The sequence below is a fragment of the Janthinobacterium sp. BJB401 genome (genome assembly GCF_013372745.1).
GTDB classification, from domain to species: Bacteria; Pseudomonadota; Gammaproteobacteria; order Burkholderiales; family Burkholderiaceae_D; genus Janthinobacterium; species Janthinobacterium rivuli.
Genome location: NZ_JABXFH010000010.1, coordinates 57,054 through 73,855 on the forward strand (window position 1 = coordinate 57,054; position 16,802 = coordinate 73,855).

The following is a 16,802-nucleotide window of genomic DNA, read 5'->3' on the forward strand; positions in this document are numbered from 1 at the left end:
CTCCGTTGTTGAATGGGGGAAAGAAAGGGCGCGGGCGCTTAAAACTCGGTCTGCACGGCGCCGTCATTGCCGGTGGCGGCAGGGCGGCGCGGGCCGTTGCCGGGCGCCGCGTCCATCTGCGCCTTGAAGGCGGCCAGCTCGTCCTGCGTGGTCTGCAATGCCGTTTCGGCCGCGTCGATGCGCTTCGCGGCTTCGGCGTAGTTGTCGTTGGCGGTGACGACGTGGCCAGCCAGCGCCTGCACGGCTTCGCTGATGTCGGCGAACTGCGCGGCGTCGGTGCCGGATTTATTGGAGAAGCGCGACAGCAGGTTTTTCACGGCGTCGGCCAGCTTGATGCCCTGCTCTTCAAACTCCAGTGTCACCTCGACGGCGGACGTGAACAGGTTGGCGCTTTGCTGTTTGCGGCTGGCGGAGAACTTCAGCGCCTCGGTGCCCAGGCTGGCCGGACTGTCGGTGACGCCCAGGCCGACCAGGTAGGGCTGCGATGAGTCGGCAAAGTCGGGCTGAATTTCCAGGCTGGTGTACAGCTTCTGTTTAGCCTTGTTGATGGCCACCAGTTCCGGCGTAGGCTCGATCTGCGCGAACAGGGCCAGTTTCTTGCCGCTGTCGGTGTCCACCTCTTCGGCTTTCACGGCGATCACGTCGCCGTAAGCCTTGAACTGGCTGTCGGGCAGGATGCCGCGAATGTGTTCCAGCCAGATGCGCGCGCCGTAGGTTTTCGGGTTGTAGGTGGCGGCGATCTGCTCGATGGTGGCGCGGTCGATGTTGCGGCCGTCCGTGGTGGCGCCTTCGGTGGCGACGCGGAAGAATTGGGATTTAGGCATGGTGGCGTGTCTCGGTTGATCGGATAACGCCATGGTCAACGTCTTGGCGCTGCGATTCAATGCGGTGCGGGTTGCTATGGGCCATAGCGACTTCTGCCTTCCCCCGCTCCGCGCGCGCGCGGCCTACGCTGGCGGCATGCTGACAATCGAGAAAACAAGCGAACAAACCACCGACCAAATCATCGGTGAAATGGCCGTGCCCGAATCTGAGCCGCGCCGTGCCGCGCGCGCCCTGTACTGGAAGGGCTGGCGTATTTCGTCCATCGCCCGCCACCTGGGGATCAAGCGCAGCACCATCAACAGCTGGAAAGAGCGCGACGAGTGGGACAAGGCCCAGGCCATCGAGCACGTCGAGGCGTCGGCCGAGCTGCGGCTGGTGAAGCTGATCGAAAAAGAGGTCAAGAGCGGCAGCGATTACAAAGAAATTGACCTGTTGGCGCGCACCATCGTGCAGATGGCGCGCGTGCGCCGCTATGAGCAGCCGGGCGGCAACGAGGTCGATCTCAATCCCAAGCTGGCGAACCGCAACGCCGGGCCGAAGAAGAAGCCGACGCGCAACGACTTCAGCGAAGAACAGAAAATCCAGCTGCTTGACGCCTTCCAGGATTCGCTGTTCGATTACCAGAAAGTTTGGTATCGCAATGGCGACCAGCGCACGCGCGCCATCCTCAAAAGCCGCCAGATTGGCGCCACCTGGTACTTCGCCCGCGAGGCGCTGGCCGACGCCATGCAGACGGGGCGCAATCAGATTTTCCTGTCCGCTTCGAAGTCGCAGGCCCACGTCTTCAAGCAATACATCGTGCAATTCGCGCGCGAGGCGGCCGGCATCGAGCTGACGGGAGACCCCATCGTCTTGCCGAACGGGGCGCATCTGTACTTCCTGGGCACCAATGCGCGCACGGCGCAGGGCTACCACGGCAATTTCTACTTCGATGAATTTTTCTGGACACAGAACTTCCAGGAGCTGAACAAGGTGGCCTCGGGCATGGCCATTCACAAGAAATGGCGCAAGACCTACTTTTCCACGCCATCCTCGACCACGCACCAGGCCTATCCATTCTGGACGGGCGAGCTGTTCAACAAGCGCCGCGCCAAGGCGGACCAGGTCAATATCGACGTCAGCCACAGCCGCCTCTCGTCGGGTTTTACGGGCGAGGACAAGATCTGGCGCCAGATCGTCACCATCCTCGACGCCGAGCGTGGCGGCTGCAACCTGTTCGACATCGACGAGCTGCGCAACTTCGAATACAGCCCCGACCAGTTCGACAACCTGCTGATGTGCAATTTTATTGACGACTCGGCCTCGGTGTTCCCGCTGGCCGAGCTGCAGCGCTGCATGGTCGATTCCTGGGTGGAGTGGGACGACTACAAGCCGTTGCTGGGCCTGCGCCCGTTCGGCAACCGGCCCGTGTGGATCGGCTACGACCCGGCCTTGAACGGCGACAGCGCCGGCTGCGTGGTGCTGGCGCCACCGATGACAGCCGGCGGCAAGTTCCGCATCCTGGAGCGCCACCAGTGGCGCGGGCAGAGCTTCGAGGATCACGCCGACGCCATCCGCCAGATGACCCAGCGCTACAACGTCGAATACATCGGCATCGACACCACGGGCATGGGCATCGGCGTGCTGCCCATCGTGCGCGGCTTCTTCCCGGCGGTCACGGCGCTGAACTACTCGCCCGAAGTCAAAACGCGCATGGTCTTGAAGGCAAAAAACATCATCAGCAAGGGCCGGTTGGAATTCGACGCCGGCTGGACCGACATCGCGCAATCGTTTATGGCCATCCACAAGACCCTCACCCCCAGCGGGCGGCACGTGACCTATGTCGCCGGCCGCAGCGACGAAACCGGCCACGCCGATCTGGCGTGGGCCTGCATGCACGCCCTCGACCACGAGCCATTCGAAGGCACCACCGACAACCACCAATCATTCATGGAGATTTATTCTTGAGCAAAGCACGACACTTGCGCGCGCGTGGCCAGCAGGCCCAGGGCGCACCATCACCAGCGGCCACGGCGCCGGCCGCCGCCGGCATCGAGGCGTTTTCCTTCGGCGACCCGACGCCCGTGCTGGAGCACGCCGATATCCTCGACTGCTTCGAATGCTGGAAGAATGGCCACTGGTATGAGCCGCCCGTCAACCTGGCCGGCCTGGCCAAGTCCTTCAATGCAGGCGTGCACCACAGCAGCGCCATCCACTTCAAGGCCAACGTGCTGACGTCCACCTTGATGCCGACGAAATACCTGTCGCGCGATGGTTTCAAGCGCATGGCCCTGGACTATCTGACCTTCGGCAATGCCTACCTGGAAGACCGGCCCAGCCGCAGCGGCAAGGCGTTGACGTACCAGCATGCGCTGGCCAAGTACATGCGGCGCGGCATCGATCTGGATACCTACTTTTTCGTGAACGGCTACCAGGCCGTGCACCAGTTCGACAAGGGCCGGGTGTTTCACCTGATGGAGCCGGACGTGAATCAGGAGCTGTACGGCGTGCCGCAGTACCTGAGCGCCCTGCAATCGGCCTGGCTCAACGAGGCGGCCACGCTGTTCCGCCGCAAGTATTACAAGAACGGTTCGCACGCCGGTTTTGTGTTCTACATGACGGACGCCGCCGCCAACACCCAGGACGTGGACAACCTGCGCCAGGCCATGCGCGACAGCAAGGGGCCGGGCAACTTCCGCAACCTGTTCATGTACGCGCCGAACGGCAAGAAGGACGGTATCCAGATCCTGCCGGTATCGGACGTGGCCGCCAAGGACGAGTTTTTCAACATCAAGAGCGTCACGCGCGACGACCAGCTTGCCGCGCACCGCGTGCCGCCGCAGCTCATGGGCATCCTGCCGAACAATGCCGGCGGCTTTGGCGCTGTCGAGCCTGCCGCGCGCGTCTTCGCCCGTAACGAGCTGGTGCCGCTGCAGGCGCAGTTCGAAGCGATCAACGAGTGGGCCGGCGTGGAAGTGGTGAAGTTCGCCCCGTATGACCTGGCCACGGGCGGGGAGGGCGCGCAATGAGCGACCACGTCGACAACACCGACAAGATCATCTTTGCCGAGGTGGCGCGCGGCCTGGCTGCTGTGCGGCGTCGGCCCGCCCTGGTGGCGCACGGCTGCTGCCACTACTGCGACGAGGCGCTGGCGCCCGCGCTGCTGTTCTGCAATGTGGACTGCCGCGACGACTACGACAAGGAGCAAGCGGCCAAGGTGCGCGCCGGCCGCACAGGATTAATCACATGCCAGTGAGTGATCTGGGAAGTGACTCAACTTGAATTTTTTCAATTCTTGTGTGACGGACTCTACAAGACGTTGAGGTTCTAATAACATCTTGATTTCACGCTCCCAGCCTGTAGCTCCCCCTACGTGTTGAGTTACACCTTCCGGCCATCCCTGCAAGATGAGTTTGTAATACGCAATACGTTCGGCGACCCTTGCCTCCTTTTTGCACCAAGCCAGCAACAAGACATTGTCGGTCATGGCTTGTATCGGGAAGTTATGCGCACTTGCTACAGCATCTTGATACAAGGTGTCCAGCGTGGAGCAGGTAAGTGTGTTGAGAAATGCAGTAGGGCATTGCAATTCAAACCGTTCAACTAGTTCATCGAACTTGGTTGAGTGGCGCGAGGGACTTATTGACTCATCTACGCCTTTACCATTCAGTAAAGGACTCGGTGTGGCCAGCGAAACCACAGGAAACGGCGTCATCAGTGAGTGCGTGTGGAACACGGGAACATAGTGTTCCTCGCCATACACGGGTTGTAGATAAATGCCAGTCAGTAGAGGGCCGTTACGCTTCAATAAGTGAAGTGGCTTATATATTTCATACGCACCAATCGCTTCTTTCCAGTCTTGAGTAATCGCCTTCTTTTCTGTCGCCGTCATTTTTTTCATAAGGTGTCTCAGGGTATATCGCTGTATGCAAGGAGGAGTTGTCGAGAGGTTATCATTGTTGGCCTCCAATTGTACGCTGGCCCGCCACTCCGCAACTCGTTCCTTCCGCACCAGGATGGCCGCCACGCCGCCATAGTCGGCAGAGCGTGGCCCCGCACACTTCCTCCACGCCGGAGTTCTCCTCCCACTGTGCAAGCCGCCCATGAGGCGGCTTTTTTACGTCCCGACGATTGGTATTGCCATGGAAGTAAGAAAAAGCCCCATTTCGGCCCGGCGCGCGCAGTTGTCCCCCCTCCACACCTGCCCGCTATATAGGGCTCTTTTGACTCAAATTTGCGCCATGGCCGAAGGCGCATGTGGACTGGCGCGGCGGGGCGAAGAGGGGGAGCGCGATCTGACGCATTTTGACGCACTTTGAGCGCATTTCTGTACGGAAGGGATGTGACTTGGTAAATACGTTTTTTGCCTCGCTGCGTGGCTGTATCACGGTCTTGCTGCCTCTATTCAGTGCCAGCAAAAAATGTAGCCGTATGCGGCTCGTTCGCACTACAGTTCAATTCGGTAAACTTAATAATGTAACCAAATAGGGGTATAGAAAAAATATTGCTTCTGGGATACTATTATTACTTCCCCTATAAGCGGAAATTGTGAAAAATTAATCTTTATATCATTGTATACAAGGGGCTGAATTTGAATTTCTTGAGATTTTTAGCAGTTGCAACCGGAACAGTGTTGATTTTCGGCAATGTCGCCGCTGCCGAATGGCAGCCACTTCCTGGCGGGAAGGAAGGCACATTTTACGATGTGCAAAGTGTGATAAACGAAAAAGGAAACTATCACGTAATTGAACGCCAATACATACCTAAGGATCGCTTGGCAAGTTGGGGAGGGATGATAAGTAAAAATTTGCAACCAGGAGCGTACATCGATTACTCCCATGTAATGAACTGCCAAAAACGGCGTACATATGAAATGTTCGTCCAGTTCTACGACCATGCTGGTAAAAAAATTTCTTACCTTGACGGTCGTGAAAAACCTTCATCAGAGAGTATTGATGATCTGAGGTTTGATGGGGCACACAATAATTTATTCGTCCTTTTTAATAAGCTTTGTGGTAATAGTGCAAAGAAGTAAATAAATTTAGATTTTTTTTGTGTAGGTACAGTTTTCGTCTTGTGCTCTGAATGCAGTGTATTCATTGCTATCCGTATTACACCGCTCCGCCGCCTGTGAAAAAAGAACCAGAGTGTGGATGCTTTAAGCTGGTGGCGATTCAGGCTGAAGAGAAATTGCCCAAAAAAAGGCTGTCATTTTGTTGTCATTCCTAGGCTAAAACAGCCCAAAAACAACCCAAATAATGACAGCCTTCTTCTTGCTAACTACTTGATTCTAAACAATTCAGTGGTGGGGACGGCGGGAATCGAACCCGCATCATGGATATTGCGAACCTGGTCGATCCACTGCTTAAGCGGTGGCTGTACAGACCACTCTTGCACAAAAAAACGTTTCCGCATCGTCTGTGTGGGGCGGTGAGAACAGTACGTTGCAAGGTGATGGAAAAACATTGCGTGCGGAACGAAATTACGCGTAAGTATTTGAAATGTATGAAGTATTTTGAAGACTTGAAAACTAGCGACGGGTTAAACTGTTCGTGAATTCGAATAGCACCGCTTCCGCCAAGAAATAGAGAAACCGCCTTCTGAACTGAACCCCAAAAGTTGGTGTCCAACTTTTGGGGTTCAGTTCACTCCAGTGGTTTTTATTTCGCTCACCACTAAACGACGCTTTTCTCCCGCTGGTCCGCCGAAAGCGCAGTTCGTCGCAAGCTGTTAGTTCTTTGTCGCCATCCTCGTTATCTTCCTTGTTGAGCTGGCGCGAACGGTCGCGCTGCCGAGCCTTTCAACGGGGATGTCCACATGCTGAAACTTCACACGCGTCGCCTCGCCTCACCGCTGCTGCTGACACTGCTTTTACTACTGCAAGCTCCTGCCAGCCAGGCTGACTCCGTCTCCACCGCCACCGCTGCTTCCGCACTTGGCGAAGAAGAAGCGCTGGCCGCACGCATCAACAGCGAGATCGCGCCCCTGTTCAAGGCCAACGAGCCTGGCGCGACGATCATTGTCACGCGGGATGGCCTGACCGTGTTTCGCAGGGCCTATGGCATGGCCGATGTGGCCAAGGGCTTGCCCATGACCCCGGACACGGTGATGCGCATCGCCTCAATCACCAAACAGTTCACTGCCACCGGCATCTTGATGCTGGTCGATGAAGGCAAGCTGGCCCTGGGCGACGACATCCACAAGTTCTTTCCCGACTACCCCAGCGGAGGCCAGCGCATTACGATCGAACATCTGCTGACCCATACGTCGGGCATCGCCAACTATACGAACAAGCCGGGCTTTGAGGCGGGAATGAACACGGATCTGACCGTGAGTCAGATGATAGACAGCTTCAAGAACGATACGCTCCAGTTCGAACCGGGTACCCGCTACGCGTACAGCAATTCAGGTTACTTTTTGCTGGGTGCGATTATCGAAAAGGTATCCGGGGTATCGTATGCAAAGTTCGTCGAACAGCGCATCTTCGTGCCGCTCGGTATGGTCAACAGCGCTTACGATGGCCATGAACGTGGCAACGCGATGCGCGCCCAGGGCTATACGCGCAGCAGTGCCGGCGCTGGCTTCGAACCAGGCAAGGCGGTCAGCATGACGTTGCCGTATGCGGCCGGCGCACTCGTGTCCACAGTGGACGACCTGGCGCGCTGGGATGCCGCCGTCAGCGCAGGCAAACTGCTTCAGCCTTCCACTCAGCAGAAAGCGTTTACCGCCTATGTCCTGGCCGACGGCAAAAGTGTCCCCTATGGCTACGGATGGAACGTGCGCGAGATGCGCGGTATGCCAATGCAGTCACATGGCGGCGGCATTCCCGGCTTTTCTACTTACGCTTTGCGTCTGCCCGAGAAACAATTGTATGTGGCGGTGCTGAGCAATGCCGACAGGGGCCTTCCGGGGGCCGAAATGATCGCGTTGAAGGCGGCGAGTATCGCAGTTGGCCATGTTTTTTCGGACTAGATGGCGCCTCTGCTCGAAGGAAATGTATTTGAGGAGTACGCAAAGCCTTTTTGTACCGATGCCTTTGTGTAGGTAGGTTAGTAGGTACGGCTTTCGTTGGCGACGAAGGCACAGCATAGAACCTGGCCCGCTTCGTCTACTCGGCCTGGCGCTGCGAAGGCAGGCGGTCACCCGGTGTGAAGGATGCGTCCGCCACCGCCGCCTGCAACGCATGCGCAATCCGCCAAAAACGTGGCCTTTTATTCTCTGCAAAGCGTGGCAAACAAATGGCAAAATTCTCATCTTGCATGGTTTTCAACTAGGACATTTTGTCCCAATGTATGGATATTGTTTTCAAGTAGTATGCATCAGAGCGTGCAGCAACACCGTCCTTGTATGGCAGTCGCTGACGTTTTCGCCTCTCTCATCTGCATATGGCAAATCACTGCGCCCGATGCCATTGTTATTTCATCGGTAGCTATAATGACAGAGTCAAACAGGGTGCCTGGGAGATGGTTGGAACAGCAGCTGCTGATGCAGCGTTTTGAGGTGGTGCTCCTCACGATAGATAGTGTCAAGTAATAGACTGGAAATACTCAAAATGACGGATTTGGATTGGACCCCTATAGTCTTCGTGACGTTCAAGGCTCTCGTGCTCGGCACGGGCATGTTCTTCGCCATCAAGTGGCATTACGATCAAGGGAAGAAGGACAAGGATAAGGCGAAGCAGAATCGCGCGGTGCTGCGCGCAAGCGGCAAGGTGGTCACAGTCTTCGTGCTATTGCTCGTGGGCCTGGGGATCGCCACCTTCTTCCTTATCAGGATGGGCGGTCTGGAGTTGGACTTGACCCTCCCTTGATGGCAAAGAATAGTCGGCCGAGATCCAGTGGTACGGCAGCAATTCCCCGATGCGGCTCGTGGGGGAACTGCCACTCGCTTCGGTGCTGAAAAATTCCTCCCGATGTGTCTTGTTTGTGCAGAAGTACTGTGTAAAAATACAGTATCAACGTTCAAAAAGGACACCTCATGATCAAAGGCAGTTGCTGCTGTGGCTCAGTAAAGTTTGAATTGGCCTCACCCCCAGGCATGATGGGCATGTGTCACTGTTCGCGTTGCCGGAAGGCCGGAGCGAGTGCCCTGGCCTTCGTGGATAAAAATGCATTTACCTTGCTGGAGGGGCGGGAATTTATTCAACGATATGAGCCAGAGGCTCCTTTTAAATACGCTAGAACTTTTTGCAAGAAATGCGGGACTTCTTTGGGGGAGATTGGCTCAGAGAGCGATTCATTTCCAATATCGCTTAACTGCCTGGATGATGACCCTGAGGTAAGAATACAATTTCATGTGCATGTTGGCTCCAAGCCTGCATGGTATGAAATTTGTGATAATGCCAAACAGTTTCAAGAAAGGCCGACATAATAAAAAAACCAGTCATCTGACTGGTTTTTTATCGCATTCATGACACTCCGAAGAATTCCGATGATCGGTTGCTGTCAGGATGGCTCCTCCAGCCATACCCTCGCGAGCTGATCATTTATGCGCCACCGGCCCCTTGGCGATCGGCACAAATACTTTCCATTTATCTTGTATCGTGGGTTTGACGGTCTTGGCGCAACTCACAGCAACATTCGGTCCGGACAGGCCATGGCTTTTCGGAACCCATTGCACACGCAACGCTACCGCGCATTTCGTTACCAGAATCTTCCGGTTCGGCTCCAGGACTTGCCAGTTTGTGCCATTTTTTGCATTTTCAGCTGCCATGAACTGTACTGCGGCATCCCTGATCTCAAACAAGCCATGGATGTCACCGCGTGTCCGGTCTTCGTCAAGCGTGCCAGCGAGTGCTGATGAGGCACCAGCAACAAGAAAAAGGGCGGCAACAAAGGAGGTGTACATGCGCTTATTCAATCGTAACGGTACCCACATTTTTACAATCCTTGCCAAGTCGGTTTGATATCAGATAGAGATATGGAAGGTTCCACATGTCCAGTGTGTGCATTGTCACACAAGCTACCGCAGCTCGTTCGTTTGTTGGCAGGATTCCTATCTGATTGCGAGGTGGCGTATGAAGGCCAGCGTTTTCTGAAGTTCCGGGCATTTGACTGAGCGCCAGATGCGTGGCGGGGACGGGGACAGCCTTTCTCCGTCGCAACTGGCATACTATTCAATGCATATGCCGATATGAGCAATGTTTGCAGAAACAAGCTGCGCCCAATTACCTGCCACCTTTGAACCCATGAAAAACATCAGCGTAGAATATCGTCACAACTTCCCCCTCGATCCGCTTGATGTCGTGCGTGTCTTCGATCAATCCGGAATCAAGCGTCCTACCGACAATCTCCCGAGAATCGCACGCATGTTCGCCGCGCCTTGCCTTTTGCTGTCGGCCTGGGTGGATAATGAGCTTGTGGGTCTGGCCCGGTCACTGACGGACTATGCCTACTGCTGCTATCTGTCGGATCTGGCCGTCAACAAGCAGTACCAGGGCCTGGGTATCGGCAAGGAACTTGTCAAGCGCACCCAGGCCATCATCGGCGACGAAGTCTCCTTGATACTGCTCTCCGCCCCGGATGCCATGTCTTACTATCCGACGCTCGGTTTTGAGCCTGCCGGCAATGCCTACGTCATCCGGCGCAAATATTGAGCGCCCTATGAAACCCGTCTACACCCTTGCCGAAGCCCTGGCGAAAGACCCCAGCCGCGTCGCCAAAACCCAGTCCCTCACCCGCGACAGTTCCAGACCCTACATGGGCCTGAAAGGCGGTCACGGCCTGTTCGCTTCCGAAGCCTGGTGGGAAAGCATCGAGGCCAGGCGCCTCCAGACGCAAATCGTGACGGGCAGCATCGAACGAACGTATTTCGCGGGCCAGGACAGCCGCCGTGGCGATCAGGTCGACAGCTTCACCTTGCGCCTGGCGGATGGCTCGACAGTCGACGATAGCATCTACACGAATCACAAGCAGGACACCAGACTGTTCGTGCCTGGCGCCATGGTGACGATGGTCTACGTGCTGGATGAGCTGAAGGCACAGCCGGCTGTCGACGGCGGTGTCAATTACGCGAGAACCGTGCTGGAAGTGGCCATATCCGTCAGGAAAGATCCGGAATAGGGGGCGGCGCCATGCCGACGCTCCACTATCTGTACAAGCTTGACATTGGACAAGTTCCCAACAGAAATTCGTTTGACCGCCCCCCGCGCCAGGTCTAGAGTCAACAAGGAACCCTCAACCGATCACGATCGCCTCCCATGGCCAAGCCCTTTCCCTTGAATCCCAAGAACCCCGAACGCATCTGCTGGGGCTGCGACAAGTATTGTCCGCCGGACGCCATGCGCTGCGGCAATGGCTCCGAACGCACGCAGCATCCGATCGAGCTGTTTGGCGAAGGCTGGAATGACTGGGGACTGGCGGCGGCCGACAAGGCCGACCAGGACGAGAACAAGTCTTGACGGCAAGCGCACCACGCGGCGCACCGCTACAATCGCCTCATCGCCCATTCATCGGAGCTGAGCAAATACCCATGCAAGAGATACTGTCCCGCTGGCTGGCAAGCAGCGCCGGCGATTGCCCATTCGTCGAGCACCCGGCCGTGCACACGATCGATGAAGCACTGGTCCACGTGCCGGCCATGCCTGGCCTGATGGTCAAGAATCTGTTTGTGCGCGATGAAAAGGGCCGCCGGCATTTCCTCGTCATCGTGCCCTTCGACAAGCGCATCAACCTGGCGGCGCTGGGGCGGCTTTTGCCAGCCAGTAAGCTGAGCATGGCCTCGCCCGAACGCTTGCTGCAGCACCTGGGCATCATGCCTGGTTCCGTCAGCCTGTTTACGCTGATCCACGACAACGCGCAGTCGGTGGAACTGGTGCTCGACCAGGCCGTATGGGAAGCTGATTCAGTGCAAGCCCATCCGCTACGCAACACGGCGACAGTGGCGCTGTCGCATGCCACGCTGGTCAATTTCCTCGCGCATACGGGCCACGTGCCCCGCATTCTGAACGTCCCGGCGGCTGATTAAACGCCTTGTTTAATGCCCGGCCACGGGCGTGCCGCCGCTGCGCCGTCCCGGCCGGAAACCGTGTTCGCGGGCCGACCAGGCGACAAGGAACCCCAGCAGTAGCAAGCTCACCATCGCCCACGGGAAAGCGCCCACGCCCCAGGTTTCCAGCAGGGCGCCGCCCACCACGCCCGCGGCGGCAATCGCGCCATTCCACGCCACCACATTCATCGACAAGGCCACGTCGGCGCCGCTGCCGGCCGTGTCCGCCAGTGCCGTTTGCAGCAGGGTGGCCGCGCCACCGAAGCTCAGGCCCCAGACGGCCATGCCCAGGTAGATCACAAAGGGGAGGTGCGCTGCGAGGCCCAGCACGAGGGCCGTGGCGGCGAACACGGTCAGGCTGGCCAGCACGGTGGCGCGCAAGTGGTGCTCGACTAGCCGGCCCGTGATCCAGATGCCGGCCATGGCGGCGGCGCCGAAGACGAGCAGCACCAGGTCGATTCGCTGCGTCAATCCTGCCGGCGCTACGAACGGGGCGATGTAGGTGTAGAGAATGTTGTGCGCCAGCATCCAGGCGATGACGACGGCCAGCACGGGGCGCACGCCCAGCGTCGTGAAGACGCGGCGCAGGGGCAGGCGTTCATGCACGGACTGGCCCGGGTAGTCGGGCACCTTCGCCAGCACCCAGGCGATCAGGATCAATGTCAGGGCGGAAATGATCCAGAACGCGGCGCGCCAGCCGACCAGGGAGCCGAGCAAGGTGCCCAGCGGTACGCCCAGGGACAGGGCGACGGGCGCACCCACCATGGCCAGCGCCAGGGCGCGGCCTTGCTGATGGGGCGCCACCATGCGTCGCGCGTAGCCGGCCAGCAAGCTCCACGCCAGTCCGGCCGCCATGCCGGCAAAGAAGCGGGCCGCCAGGGTCAGCCAGTAGTGGGACGACAGGGCCGTGACGGTATTGAACACGAGAAAGCCAATGATGGTCAGCAGCAGCACGTTGCGGCGGCGCCAGCCGCGCGTGGCGATGGTGAGCGGAATGGCTGCCAGCAGGGAGCCGAGCGCGTAGGCCGTGACCATTTGCCCGGCCAGCGCGGCGCTGACGCCGAGGCCCGCGCTGATCTGCGGCAGCAAGCCGGCGGGCAAGGTTTCAGTAACGATGCAGATAAAACCCGTCATGGCCAGGGCCAGGAGGCCGGCGACGGGGAGGCGGTCGGCCAGCGCAGGGCTGGTTCCGGTGGTGAGCGTAGCGTGATTCACGGCAAACATCCTTGTCAAGTAATCGGGCGCAGAAATCCCCCGACCGTTATAGCGGTACATATGTATCGATCGGTATAAATATAGGCGATGGCGTGCCGCGTTGTCAACGACTTCTGTATCGAGTAGTATGTAAGTAGCGTATGAGCAGATGAGAAGGAGCGATGGATGGCGCAAATGGGACGGCCGCGCACGTTCGACCGGCAGGCAGCGGTCGAGCAGGCCATGTTTTTATTCTGGCAGCAGGGGTATGAATCGACGTCCTTGAGCCAGCTCAAGGCGAGTCTGGGCGGCGGCATTTCCGCGCCCAGCTTTTATGCGGCGTTCGGTTCGAAAGAAGCGCTGTTCTGTGAGGCGGCGCAATGCTATCTGGACACGTTTGCCCGCGTGACGGAATGCTTGTGGGACGATGGCCTGGCGCCGCGCGCGGCCATCGAGCTGGCCTTGCGCCAGTCGGCCCGCATGCAGTCCGAGCCGGGCCATCCGCCCGGCTGCATGGTGGCGCTTGGCTGCATGAGCGCGCCGACGGCCGAGCATGCGGCCGTGGCTGCACCGCTGACGGCTTCGCGCGCCCGCACCCGCGCCGGCTTCGTGTGCTGCGTGGAGCGGGGCATGGCCAGCGGCGAATTGCCCGCAGATACGGATGCAGCGGCGCTGGCGTCCGTCTTCGACAGCTTTTTATCGGGCGTGTCGATTCAGGCCCGCGATGGCGTTGGCTACGCCGTGTTTGACGCTGCCATCACGCACATCATGCGCGTGTGGGATGCCCACCGTTTGACAGCCTAGGCCGTAAAGCGAAACTCCAGCACATCGTCGCCATACTTGTCCGTCTCGCCCGTCGCCGTCCAGCCCAGGTAACGGTAAAAGCCGTAGGAGCGCGAGGCGGGATCGCTGGAACAGCCGAGGAATAGCCGCTGGTGACCCTGCGCGCGCAGTTCCGTCATCACCAGTTCCAGCAAGGTTTTGCCGATACCGAGGCCTTCGAATTCCGGCAGCAGGGCCAGGACGATGATTTCGCCCGTGTCGCGCTCGCCAAAGCAGTAGCCGACCAGCTGGCCGTCGTGATGGCAGACCTGGCCAGGCAAGCTGCCCGAGCGCATCATTTCCGCCCAGGTGGCGGCCGTGATGCCCACTTCCGCCAGACGTTCTTTTGGGATGGCGTTTTGCCGCGTCTTGCCGCGCAATGTGATGAACGCGGGCGTATCTTCCGCCTTGGCGGCATGAAAAGTAATCGATGCTGGATGTGTCGTCATGTGTTTTATTTATTCAATGGTGTCGGATGGCAGGGTAAATATCATTCCCAGGGTTTGCGCATGATTTTCGCGTGGCGCTGCCAGTCATATGCTTTTACGTTGTCAATGGCCTGCTGGCCGGGATTGCCGCTGTCGATGATTTCATCCTTGACGATGATCAAGGCGTCTTTTTCATTCAAACGATATTCCCGATAGCGCTCGCAATCCTGTTCGCGCCGGGCGGTGGCGATTAATTTGTCAGCCCGCCACGCATAGCTGTCTTCATAAAAGCATTGCGCTGCGCAGCCGCAATTGGGGATGCCGCCTTTGATTCCTTGATCAGCCATGCTGATATCCAGATTCGGAATCGCTGACAAGGGTTGATTGAAACGGTATTGCTTCGCCGGCGCATCCCATAGCCACACATCGGAACAGCGGATGCGCCCCTGGCTATCCGTGTAACCGGTCACCCACAGGTCGGCATGGCCGTCGAAATTCATGTCGACCAGCAGCGCGTGCAAATTGCCCGTGCCGCTGGTGCTGCAACTGCCATGTATCCACTGCCTGCCGACTTTCAGCTGGTACGTTTGTTTTTCATCGTGATTCGCATAACGGATATCGGCCGCTTGCCGCACTTTGCCTGTGGCGGCTTTGTCCAGGTGCAAGGTGCCGCAATAAGCCGAGGTGGAAATCACGGATAAAAGCAGCGATAAGGACAAGACAGTCAATTTCATGGCGATATTCTTGGGCGGGTACTGGGAGCCAATGTGGGGCACAATGCCCCGATTGCATCAGGCGGAGAATGATGATAACGCATGATTTGGGCAATGCGCCACCCCGTTTCCTATCGTGCATTCTGCGCGGAACAGTGCTGTGTACAATGCCCAAAAATCCCCGAATAAGGAATTCTGATGACATCCTCTCCTGAAACTTTGAATGAAGCGGGCATCCTTGCGTATAACGATCATAATTACACCGAGGCGTTCAGGCAATTCGACGCGGCCGCGCGCACCGGCGATCCGGCCGGCCAGCATTTATTGGCCAGCCTGTATTACCAGGGCCATGGCGTGACGCAAGACTTGCCGAAAGCGGTGGAATTGTTCACGGCCGCCGCGCAGGCGGGCTTTCCGCCATCGCTGGCCAATCTGGCCCTGATGTATGCGAGCGGCGATGGCGTCGCGCAAGATACGGCGCAAGCGCTCGCGTATGGCCGCCAGGCGGCCGAGGCGGGCGATGGCCAGTCGCAATTCAACCTGGCGCAGGCTTACCGCAAGGGCGATGGCGTGCCGCAAGACTTTGCCGAGGCGGCGTTCTGGTACAAGCAGGCGGCCGAGGCCGGTTCCCTGTCGGCGCAGAATGAGTACGGCTTGCTGTACGCGCAAGGGCAGGGCGTGGAGCTCGATTACGTGCAGGCGTATGCGTGGATCGCCATGCCGGCCGAGGCGGGCAGCGCGCAATCGATCAAGAACCGCGATCAGTTGCTGGAAATCCTCACGCCGTCACAGCAGCAAGCGGCGCGCGCGCTGGCCGCTGAATATGCGGAGCAATATGGCGTCAATCCCCACTAGATTTCTTTGCCGGCAGCTTGCTCAGCACACCTGCCGCATCGAGTTCATAGCTGTCGAAATCGCGCGCGAGGAATAGTTCACCCGAGTAATGCAGCCGGGCTTCAGCTTCCAGCTCCGCCATGCCTTCCGCATGGTGATAGCGGGCGCTGAAGTGGGTGAGGATCAGGTTCGGCAAGCGCACCGCTTCGGCGAACTGCGCCACGCGCTGTACGGAACTGTGCGTGGGGCCGGGACCCACTTTCTGCAGCATCGCTTCCGTGTAGGTGGCTTCATGCACGAGCAATTGCGCGCCGGCACAGGCGTCCGTCAGCAACGCTGGCGTGTCGTTGTCGCCGCCGATCACTACCGTGGCGCGCTGCGTGTCCGTCTGGCGGAAAGCGCCGGCCGCGAGTACCGTGCCATCGTCGAGGATCGCATCCTGGCCCGCTTGCAACTGTCCCCAGGCGGGGCCGGGCGGCACGCCGGCCGCCAGCAAGGCCGGTTTGTCCAGCTTCCATCGGCTCGTTTCCAGCGCAAAACGGTAGCCCACGCTCGGCGCTCGGTGCGACAGCGCATGGCGTGAGATGGTCAAGCCCGCTTCCTCATGCACGACTGGCGCGCTGTCCACGTCGATGTGGATCAGCGGATACGTCAGGAACAGTTCCGTGTGCAGCAGGGTGGCGTCGATCCAGGCCTTGATGGCGGCCGGGGCGATCAGCAGCAAGGGCTTCTTGCGCCCCGTCATGGAGGCGCTGGCCAGCAGGCCCGGCAACCCATAGCTGTGGTCGCCATGCACATGGGTGATGCAAATGCCCACCAGGTCGTGCACGGACAGGGGGATGCGCTGCAGCCGGTGCTGCGTCGCTTCGCCGCAATCGATCATCCACCAGTCGCGGTTGTGCGTGGTTTGCAGGGCCAGCGACGTGACGTTGCGGTGGCGCGTGGGCACGCCGGAAGACGTGCCGAGAAAAGTCAGTTTGAACATGGGCGCATTATGCGGCAGGCGTGCCCGCTTGCCAAT

General features: G+C 58.6%; 20 protein-coding genes. 13 read left to right on the plus strand and 7 right to left on the minus strand.

Annotated features, from left to right (window positions below; all coding sequences use genetic code 11):
* Window positions 1-38: 38 nt before the first annotated feature.
* Complete coding sequence (locus HWE17_RS09255; protein ID WP_176388571.1) at window positions 39-824, minus strand: GPO family capsid scaffolding protein; 786 nt, start codon at window positions 822-824, stop codon at window positions 39-41.
* Window positions 825-1,014: 190 nt separating this feature from the next.
* Here HWE17_RS09255 and HWE17_RS09260 point away from each other — a divergent pair, with 190 nt between their 5' ends.
* The 3 genes from HWE17_RS09260 to HWE17_RS09270 are packed head-to-tail and all read left to right on the plus strand — an operon-like array spanning window position 1,015 to window position 4,060.
* Window positions 1,015-2,772: a terminase ATPase subunit family protein gene (locus HWE17_RS09260; protein WP_255206178.1), complete on the plus strand. Its 1,758-nt coding sequence runs from the start codon at window positions 1,015-1,017 to the stop codon at window positions 2,770-2,772.
* Between the two features lie 14 nt (window positions 2,773-2,786).
* Window positions 2,787-3,833 (plus strand): phage portal protein, encoded by a 1,047-nt coding sequence (locus HWE17_RS09265; RefSeq protein WP_255206179.1) that lies wholly within the window; start codon window positions 2,787-2,789, stop codon window positions 3,831-3,833.
* Complete coding sequence (locus tag HWE17_RS09270) at window positions 3,830-4,060, plus strand: hypothetical protein (protein ID WP_176388574.1); 231 nt, start codon at window positions 3,830-3,832, stop codon at window positions 4,058-4,060. Before HWE17_RS09265 ends, HWE17_RS09270 begins: the two co-directional genes overlap by 4 nt.
* Here the strand turns inward: HWE17_RS09270 and HWE17_RS09275 are convergent.
* Window positions 4,043-4,705, minus strand: a complete 663-nt coding sequence (locus tag HWE17_RS09275; protein ID WP_176388575.1) for a hypothetical protein — start codon at window positions 4,703-4,705, stop codon at window positions 4,043-4,045. The two genes, HWE17_RS09270 and HWE17_RS09275, sit on opposite strands and share 18 nt — an antisense overlap.
* Window positions 4,706-5,404: 699 nt before the next feature.
* Between HWE17_RS09275 and HWE17_RS09280 the strand changes: the two genes are divergently transcribed.
* The 4 genes from HWE17_RS09280 (at window position 5,405) to HWE17_RS09295 (ending at window position 9,174) form a co-directional block, all read left to right on the plus strand.
* Window positions 5,405-5,839 (plus strand): hypothetical protein, encoded by a 435-nt coding sequence (locus HWE17_RS09280; protein WP_176388576.1) that lies wholly within the window; start codon window positions 5,405-5,407, stop codon window positions 5,837-5,839.
* Window positions 5,840-6,621: 782 nt separating this feature from the next.
* Window positions 6,622-7,776, plus strand: coding sequence for a serine hydrolase (locus HWE17_RS09285; RefSeq protein WP_176388577.1), 1,155 nt, complete (start codon window positions 6,622-6,624; stop codon window positions 7,774-7,776).
* A gap of 580 nt (window positions 7,777-8,356) precedes the next feature.
* The gene (locus HWE17_RS09290) at window positions 8,357-8,614 is read left to right on the plus strand and encodes a hypothetical protein (protein ID WP_035826142.1); all 258 of its coding nucleotides are present in this window, start codon (window positions 8,357-8,359) and stop codon (window positions 8,612-8,614) included.
* 167 nt (window positions 8,615-8,781) lie between these two features.
* Entirely contained in the window at window positions 8,782-9,174 is a 393-nt protein-coding gene (locus tag HWE17_RS09295; protein ID WP_176388578.1) for a GFA family protein, read from the plus strand.
* A 111-nt stretch (window positions 9,175-9,285) separates the two neighbouring features.
* Here the strand turns inward: HWE17_RS09295 and HWE17_RS09300 are convergent, their stop codons facing one another.
* A complete protein-coding gene (locus tag HWE17_RS09300; RefSeq protein WP_176388579.1) occupies window positions 9,286-9,651 on the minus strand; it encodes a hypothetical protein in 366 nt (121 codons plus the stop codon).
* Between the two features lie 340 nt (window positions 9,652-9,991).
* Here HWE17_RS09300 and HWE17_RS09305 point away from each other — a divergent pair, with 340 nt between their 5' ends.
* From HWE17_RS09305 to HWE17_RS09320, 4 genes are all read left to right on the plus strand, one after another.
* Window positions 9,992-10,399, plus strand: a complete 408-nt coding sequence (locus tag HWE17_RS09305; protein WP_176388580.1) for a GNAT family N-acetyltransferase — start codon at window positions 9,992-9,994, stop codon at window positions 10,397-10,399.
* Window positions 10,400-10,406: 7 nt separating this feature from the next.
* Entirely contained in the window at window positions 10,407-10,865 is a 459-nt protein-coding gene (locus tag HWE17_RS09310) for a hypothetical protein (protein ID WP_217916733.1), read from the plus strand.
* Window positions 10,866-11,002: 137 nt separating this feature from the next.
* Window positions 11,003-11,203 carry a DUF3079 domain-containing protein gene (locus HWE17_RS09315; protein ID WP_176388582.1) on the plus strand — a complete coding sequence of 67 codons (201 nt, stop codon included), beginning with the start codon at window positions 11,003-11,005 and terminating at the stop codon, window positions 11,201-11,203.
* 71 nt (window positions 11,204-11,274) lie between these two features.
* The gene (locus HWE17_RS09320; RefSeq protein WP_176388583.1) at window positions 11,275-11,769 is read left to right on the plus strand and encodes a prolyl-tRNA synthetase associated domain-containing protein; all 495 of its coding nucleotides are present in this window, start codon (window positions 11,275-11,277) and stop codon (window positions 11,767-11,769) included.
* Window positions 11,770-11,778: 9 nt separating this feature from the next.
* Here HWE17_RS09320 and HWE17_RS09325 read toward each other — a convergent pair whose 3' ends face one another.
* Window positions 11,779-12,924 carry an MFS transporter gene (locus HWE17_RS09325; RefSeq protein ID WP_217916734.1) on the minus strand — a complete coding sequence of 382 codons (1,146 nt, stop codon included), beginning with the start codon at window positions 12,922-12,924 and terminating at the stop codon, window positions 11,779-11,781.
* A gap of 246 nt (window positions 12,925-13,170) precedes the next feature.
* On the opposite strand from HWE17_RS09325, the gene HWE17_RS09330 reads away from it, so the two are divergent.
* Window positions 13,171-13,788 carry a TetR/AcrR family transcriptional regulator gene (locus HWE17_RS09330; RefSeq protein ID WP_176388585.1) on the plus strand — a complete coding sequence of 206 codons (618 nt, stop codon included), beginning with the start codon at window positions 13,171-13,173 and terminating at the stop codon, window positions 13,786-13,788.
* On the opposite strand, the gene HWE17_RS09335 is transcribed toward HWE17_RS09330, so the two are convergent.
* Together HWE17_RS09335 and HWE17_RS09340 are read right to left on the minus strand one after the other, a co-directional pair.
* The gene (locus tag HWE17_RS09335; protein ID WP_176388586.1) at window positions 13,785-14,255 is read right to left on the minus strand and encodes a GNAT family N-acetyltransferase; all 471 of its coding nucleotides are present in this window, start codon (window positions 14,253-14,255) and stop codon (window positions 13,785-13,787) included. The two genes, HWE17_RS09330 and HWE17_RS09335, sit on opposite strands and share 4 nt — an antisense overlap.
* Before the next feature lie 41 nt (window positions 14,256-14,296).
* A complete protein-coding gene (locus HWE17_RS09340) occupies window positions 14,297-14,968 on the minus strand; it encodes a hypothetical protein (RefSeq protein ID WP_176388587.1) in 672 nt (223 codons plus the stop codon).
* 177 nt (window positions 14,969-15,145) lie between these two features.
* Between HWE17_RS09340 and HWE17_RS09345 the strand changes: the two genes are divergently transcribed.
* Window positions 15,146-15,802, plus strand: coding sequence for a tetratricopeptide repeat protein (locus tag HWE17_RS09345; protein WP_176388588.1), 657 nt, complete (start codon window positions 15,146-15,148; stop codon window positions 15,800-15,802).
* Here HWE17_RS09345 and HWE17_RS09350 read toward each other — a convergent pair.
* On the minus strand, window positions 15,789-16,766 hold the full coding sequence (locus HWE17_RS09350) for a ribonuclease Z (protein WP_176388589.1): 978 nt from the start codon (window positions 16,764-16,766) through the stop codon (window positions 15,789-15,791). The genes HWE17_RS09345 and HWE17_RS09350 overlap by 14 nt on opposite strands.
* Between the last annotated feature and the right edge of the window lie 36 nt (window positions 16,767-16,802).

What these genes read in the sequence shown, in the direction of transcription:
- HWE17_RS09315 (WP_176388582.1), top strand. Translation starts at nt 11,003, where the DNA reads ATGGCCAAGCCCTTTCCCTTGAATCCCAAGAACCCCGAACGCATCTGC.
- HWE17_RS09320 (WP_176388583.1), top strand. Translation starts at nt 11,275, where the DNA reads ATGCAAGAGATACTGTCCCGCTGGCTGGCAAGCAGCGCCGGCGATTGC.
- HWE17_RS09345 (WP_176388588.1), top strand. Translation starts at nt 15,146, where the DNA reads ATGACATCCTCTCCTGAAACTTTGAATGAAGCGGGCATCCTTGCGTAT.
- HWE17_RS09275 (WP_176388575.1), bottom strand. Translation starts at nt 4,705, where the DNA reads ATGAAAAAAATGACGGCGACAGAAAAGAAGGCGATTACTCAAGACTGG.
- HWE17_RS09350 (WP_176388589.1), bottom strand. Translation starts at nt 16,766, where the DNA reads ATGTTCAAACTGACTTTTCTCGGCACGTCTTCCGGCGTGCCCACGCGC.
- HWE17_RS09295 (WP_176388578.1), top strand. Translation starts at nt 8,782, where the DNA reads ATGATCAAAGGCAGTTGCTGCTGTGGCTCAGTAAAGTTTGAATTGGCC.
- HWE17_RS09310 (WP_217916733.1), top strand. Translation starts at nt 10,407, where the DNA reads ATGAAACCCGTCTACACCCTTGCCGAAGCCCTGGCGAAAGACCCCAGC.
- HWE17_RS09325 (WP_217916734.1), bottom strand. Translation starts at nt 12,924, where the DNA reads ATGACGGGTTTTATCTGCATCGTTACTGAAACCTTGCCCGCCGGCTTG.
- HWE17_RS09340 (WP_176388587.1), bottom strand. Translation starts at nt 14,968, where the DNA reads ATGAAATTGACTGTCTTGTCCTTATCGCTGCTTTTATCCGTGATTTCC.
- HWE17_RS09260 (WP_255206178.1), top strand. Translation starts at nt 1,015, where the DNA reads ATGGCCGTGCCCGAATCTGAGCCGCGCCGTGCCGCGCGCGCCCTGTAC.
- HWE17_RS09270 (WP_176388574.1), top strand. Translation starts at nt 3,830, where the DNA reads ATGAGCGACCACGTCGACAACACCGACAAGATCATCTTTGCCGAGGTG.
- HWE17_RS09255 (WP_176388571.1), bottom strand. Translation starts at nt 824, where the DNA reads ATGCCTAAATCCCAATTCTTCCGCGTCGCCACCGAAGGCGCCACCACG.
- HWE17_RS09305 (WP_176388580.1), top strand. Translation starts at nt 9,992, where the DNA reads ATGAAAAACATCAGCGTAGAATATCGTCACAACTTCCCCCTCGATCCG.
- HWE17_RS09335 (WP_176388586.1), bottom strand. Translation starts at nt 14,255, where the DNA reads ATGACGACACATCCAGCATCGATTACTTTTCATGCCGCCAAGGCGGAA.
- HWE17_RS09290 (WP_035826142.1), top strand. Translation starts at nt 8,357, where the DNA reads ATGACGGATTTGGATTGGACCCCTATAGTCTTCGTGACGTTCAAGGCT.
- HWE17_RS09300 (WP_176388579.1), bottom strand. Translation starts at nt 9,651, where the DNA reads ATGTACACCTCCTTTGTTGCCGCCCTTTTTCTTGTTGCTGGTGCCTCA.
- HWE17_RS09285 (WP_176388577.1), top strand. Translation starts at nt 6,622, where the DNA reads ATGCTGAAACTTCACACGCGTCGCCTCGCCTCACCGCTGCTGCTGACA.
- HWE17_RS09330 (WP_176388585.1), top strand. Translation starts at nt 13,171, where the DNA reads ATGGCGCAAATGGGACGGCCGCGCACGTTCGACCGGCAGGCAGCGGTC.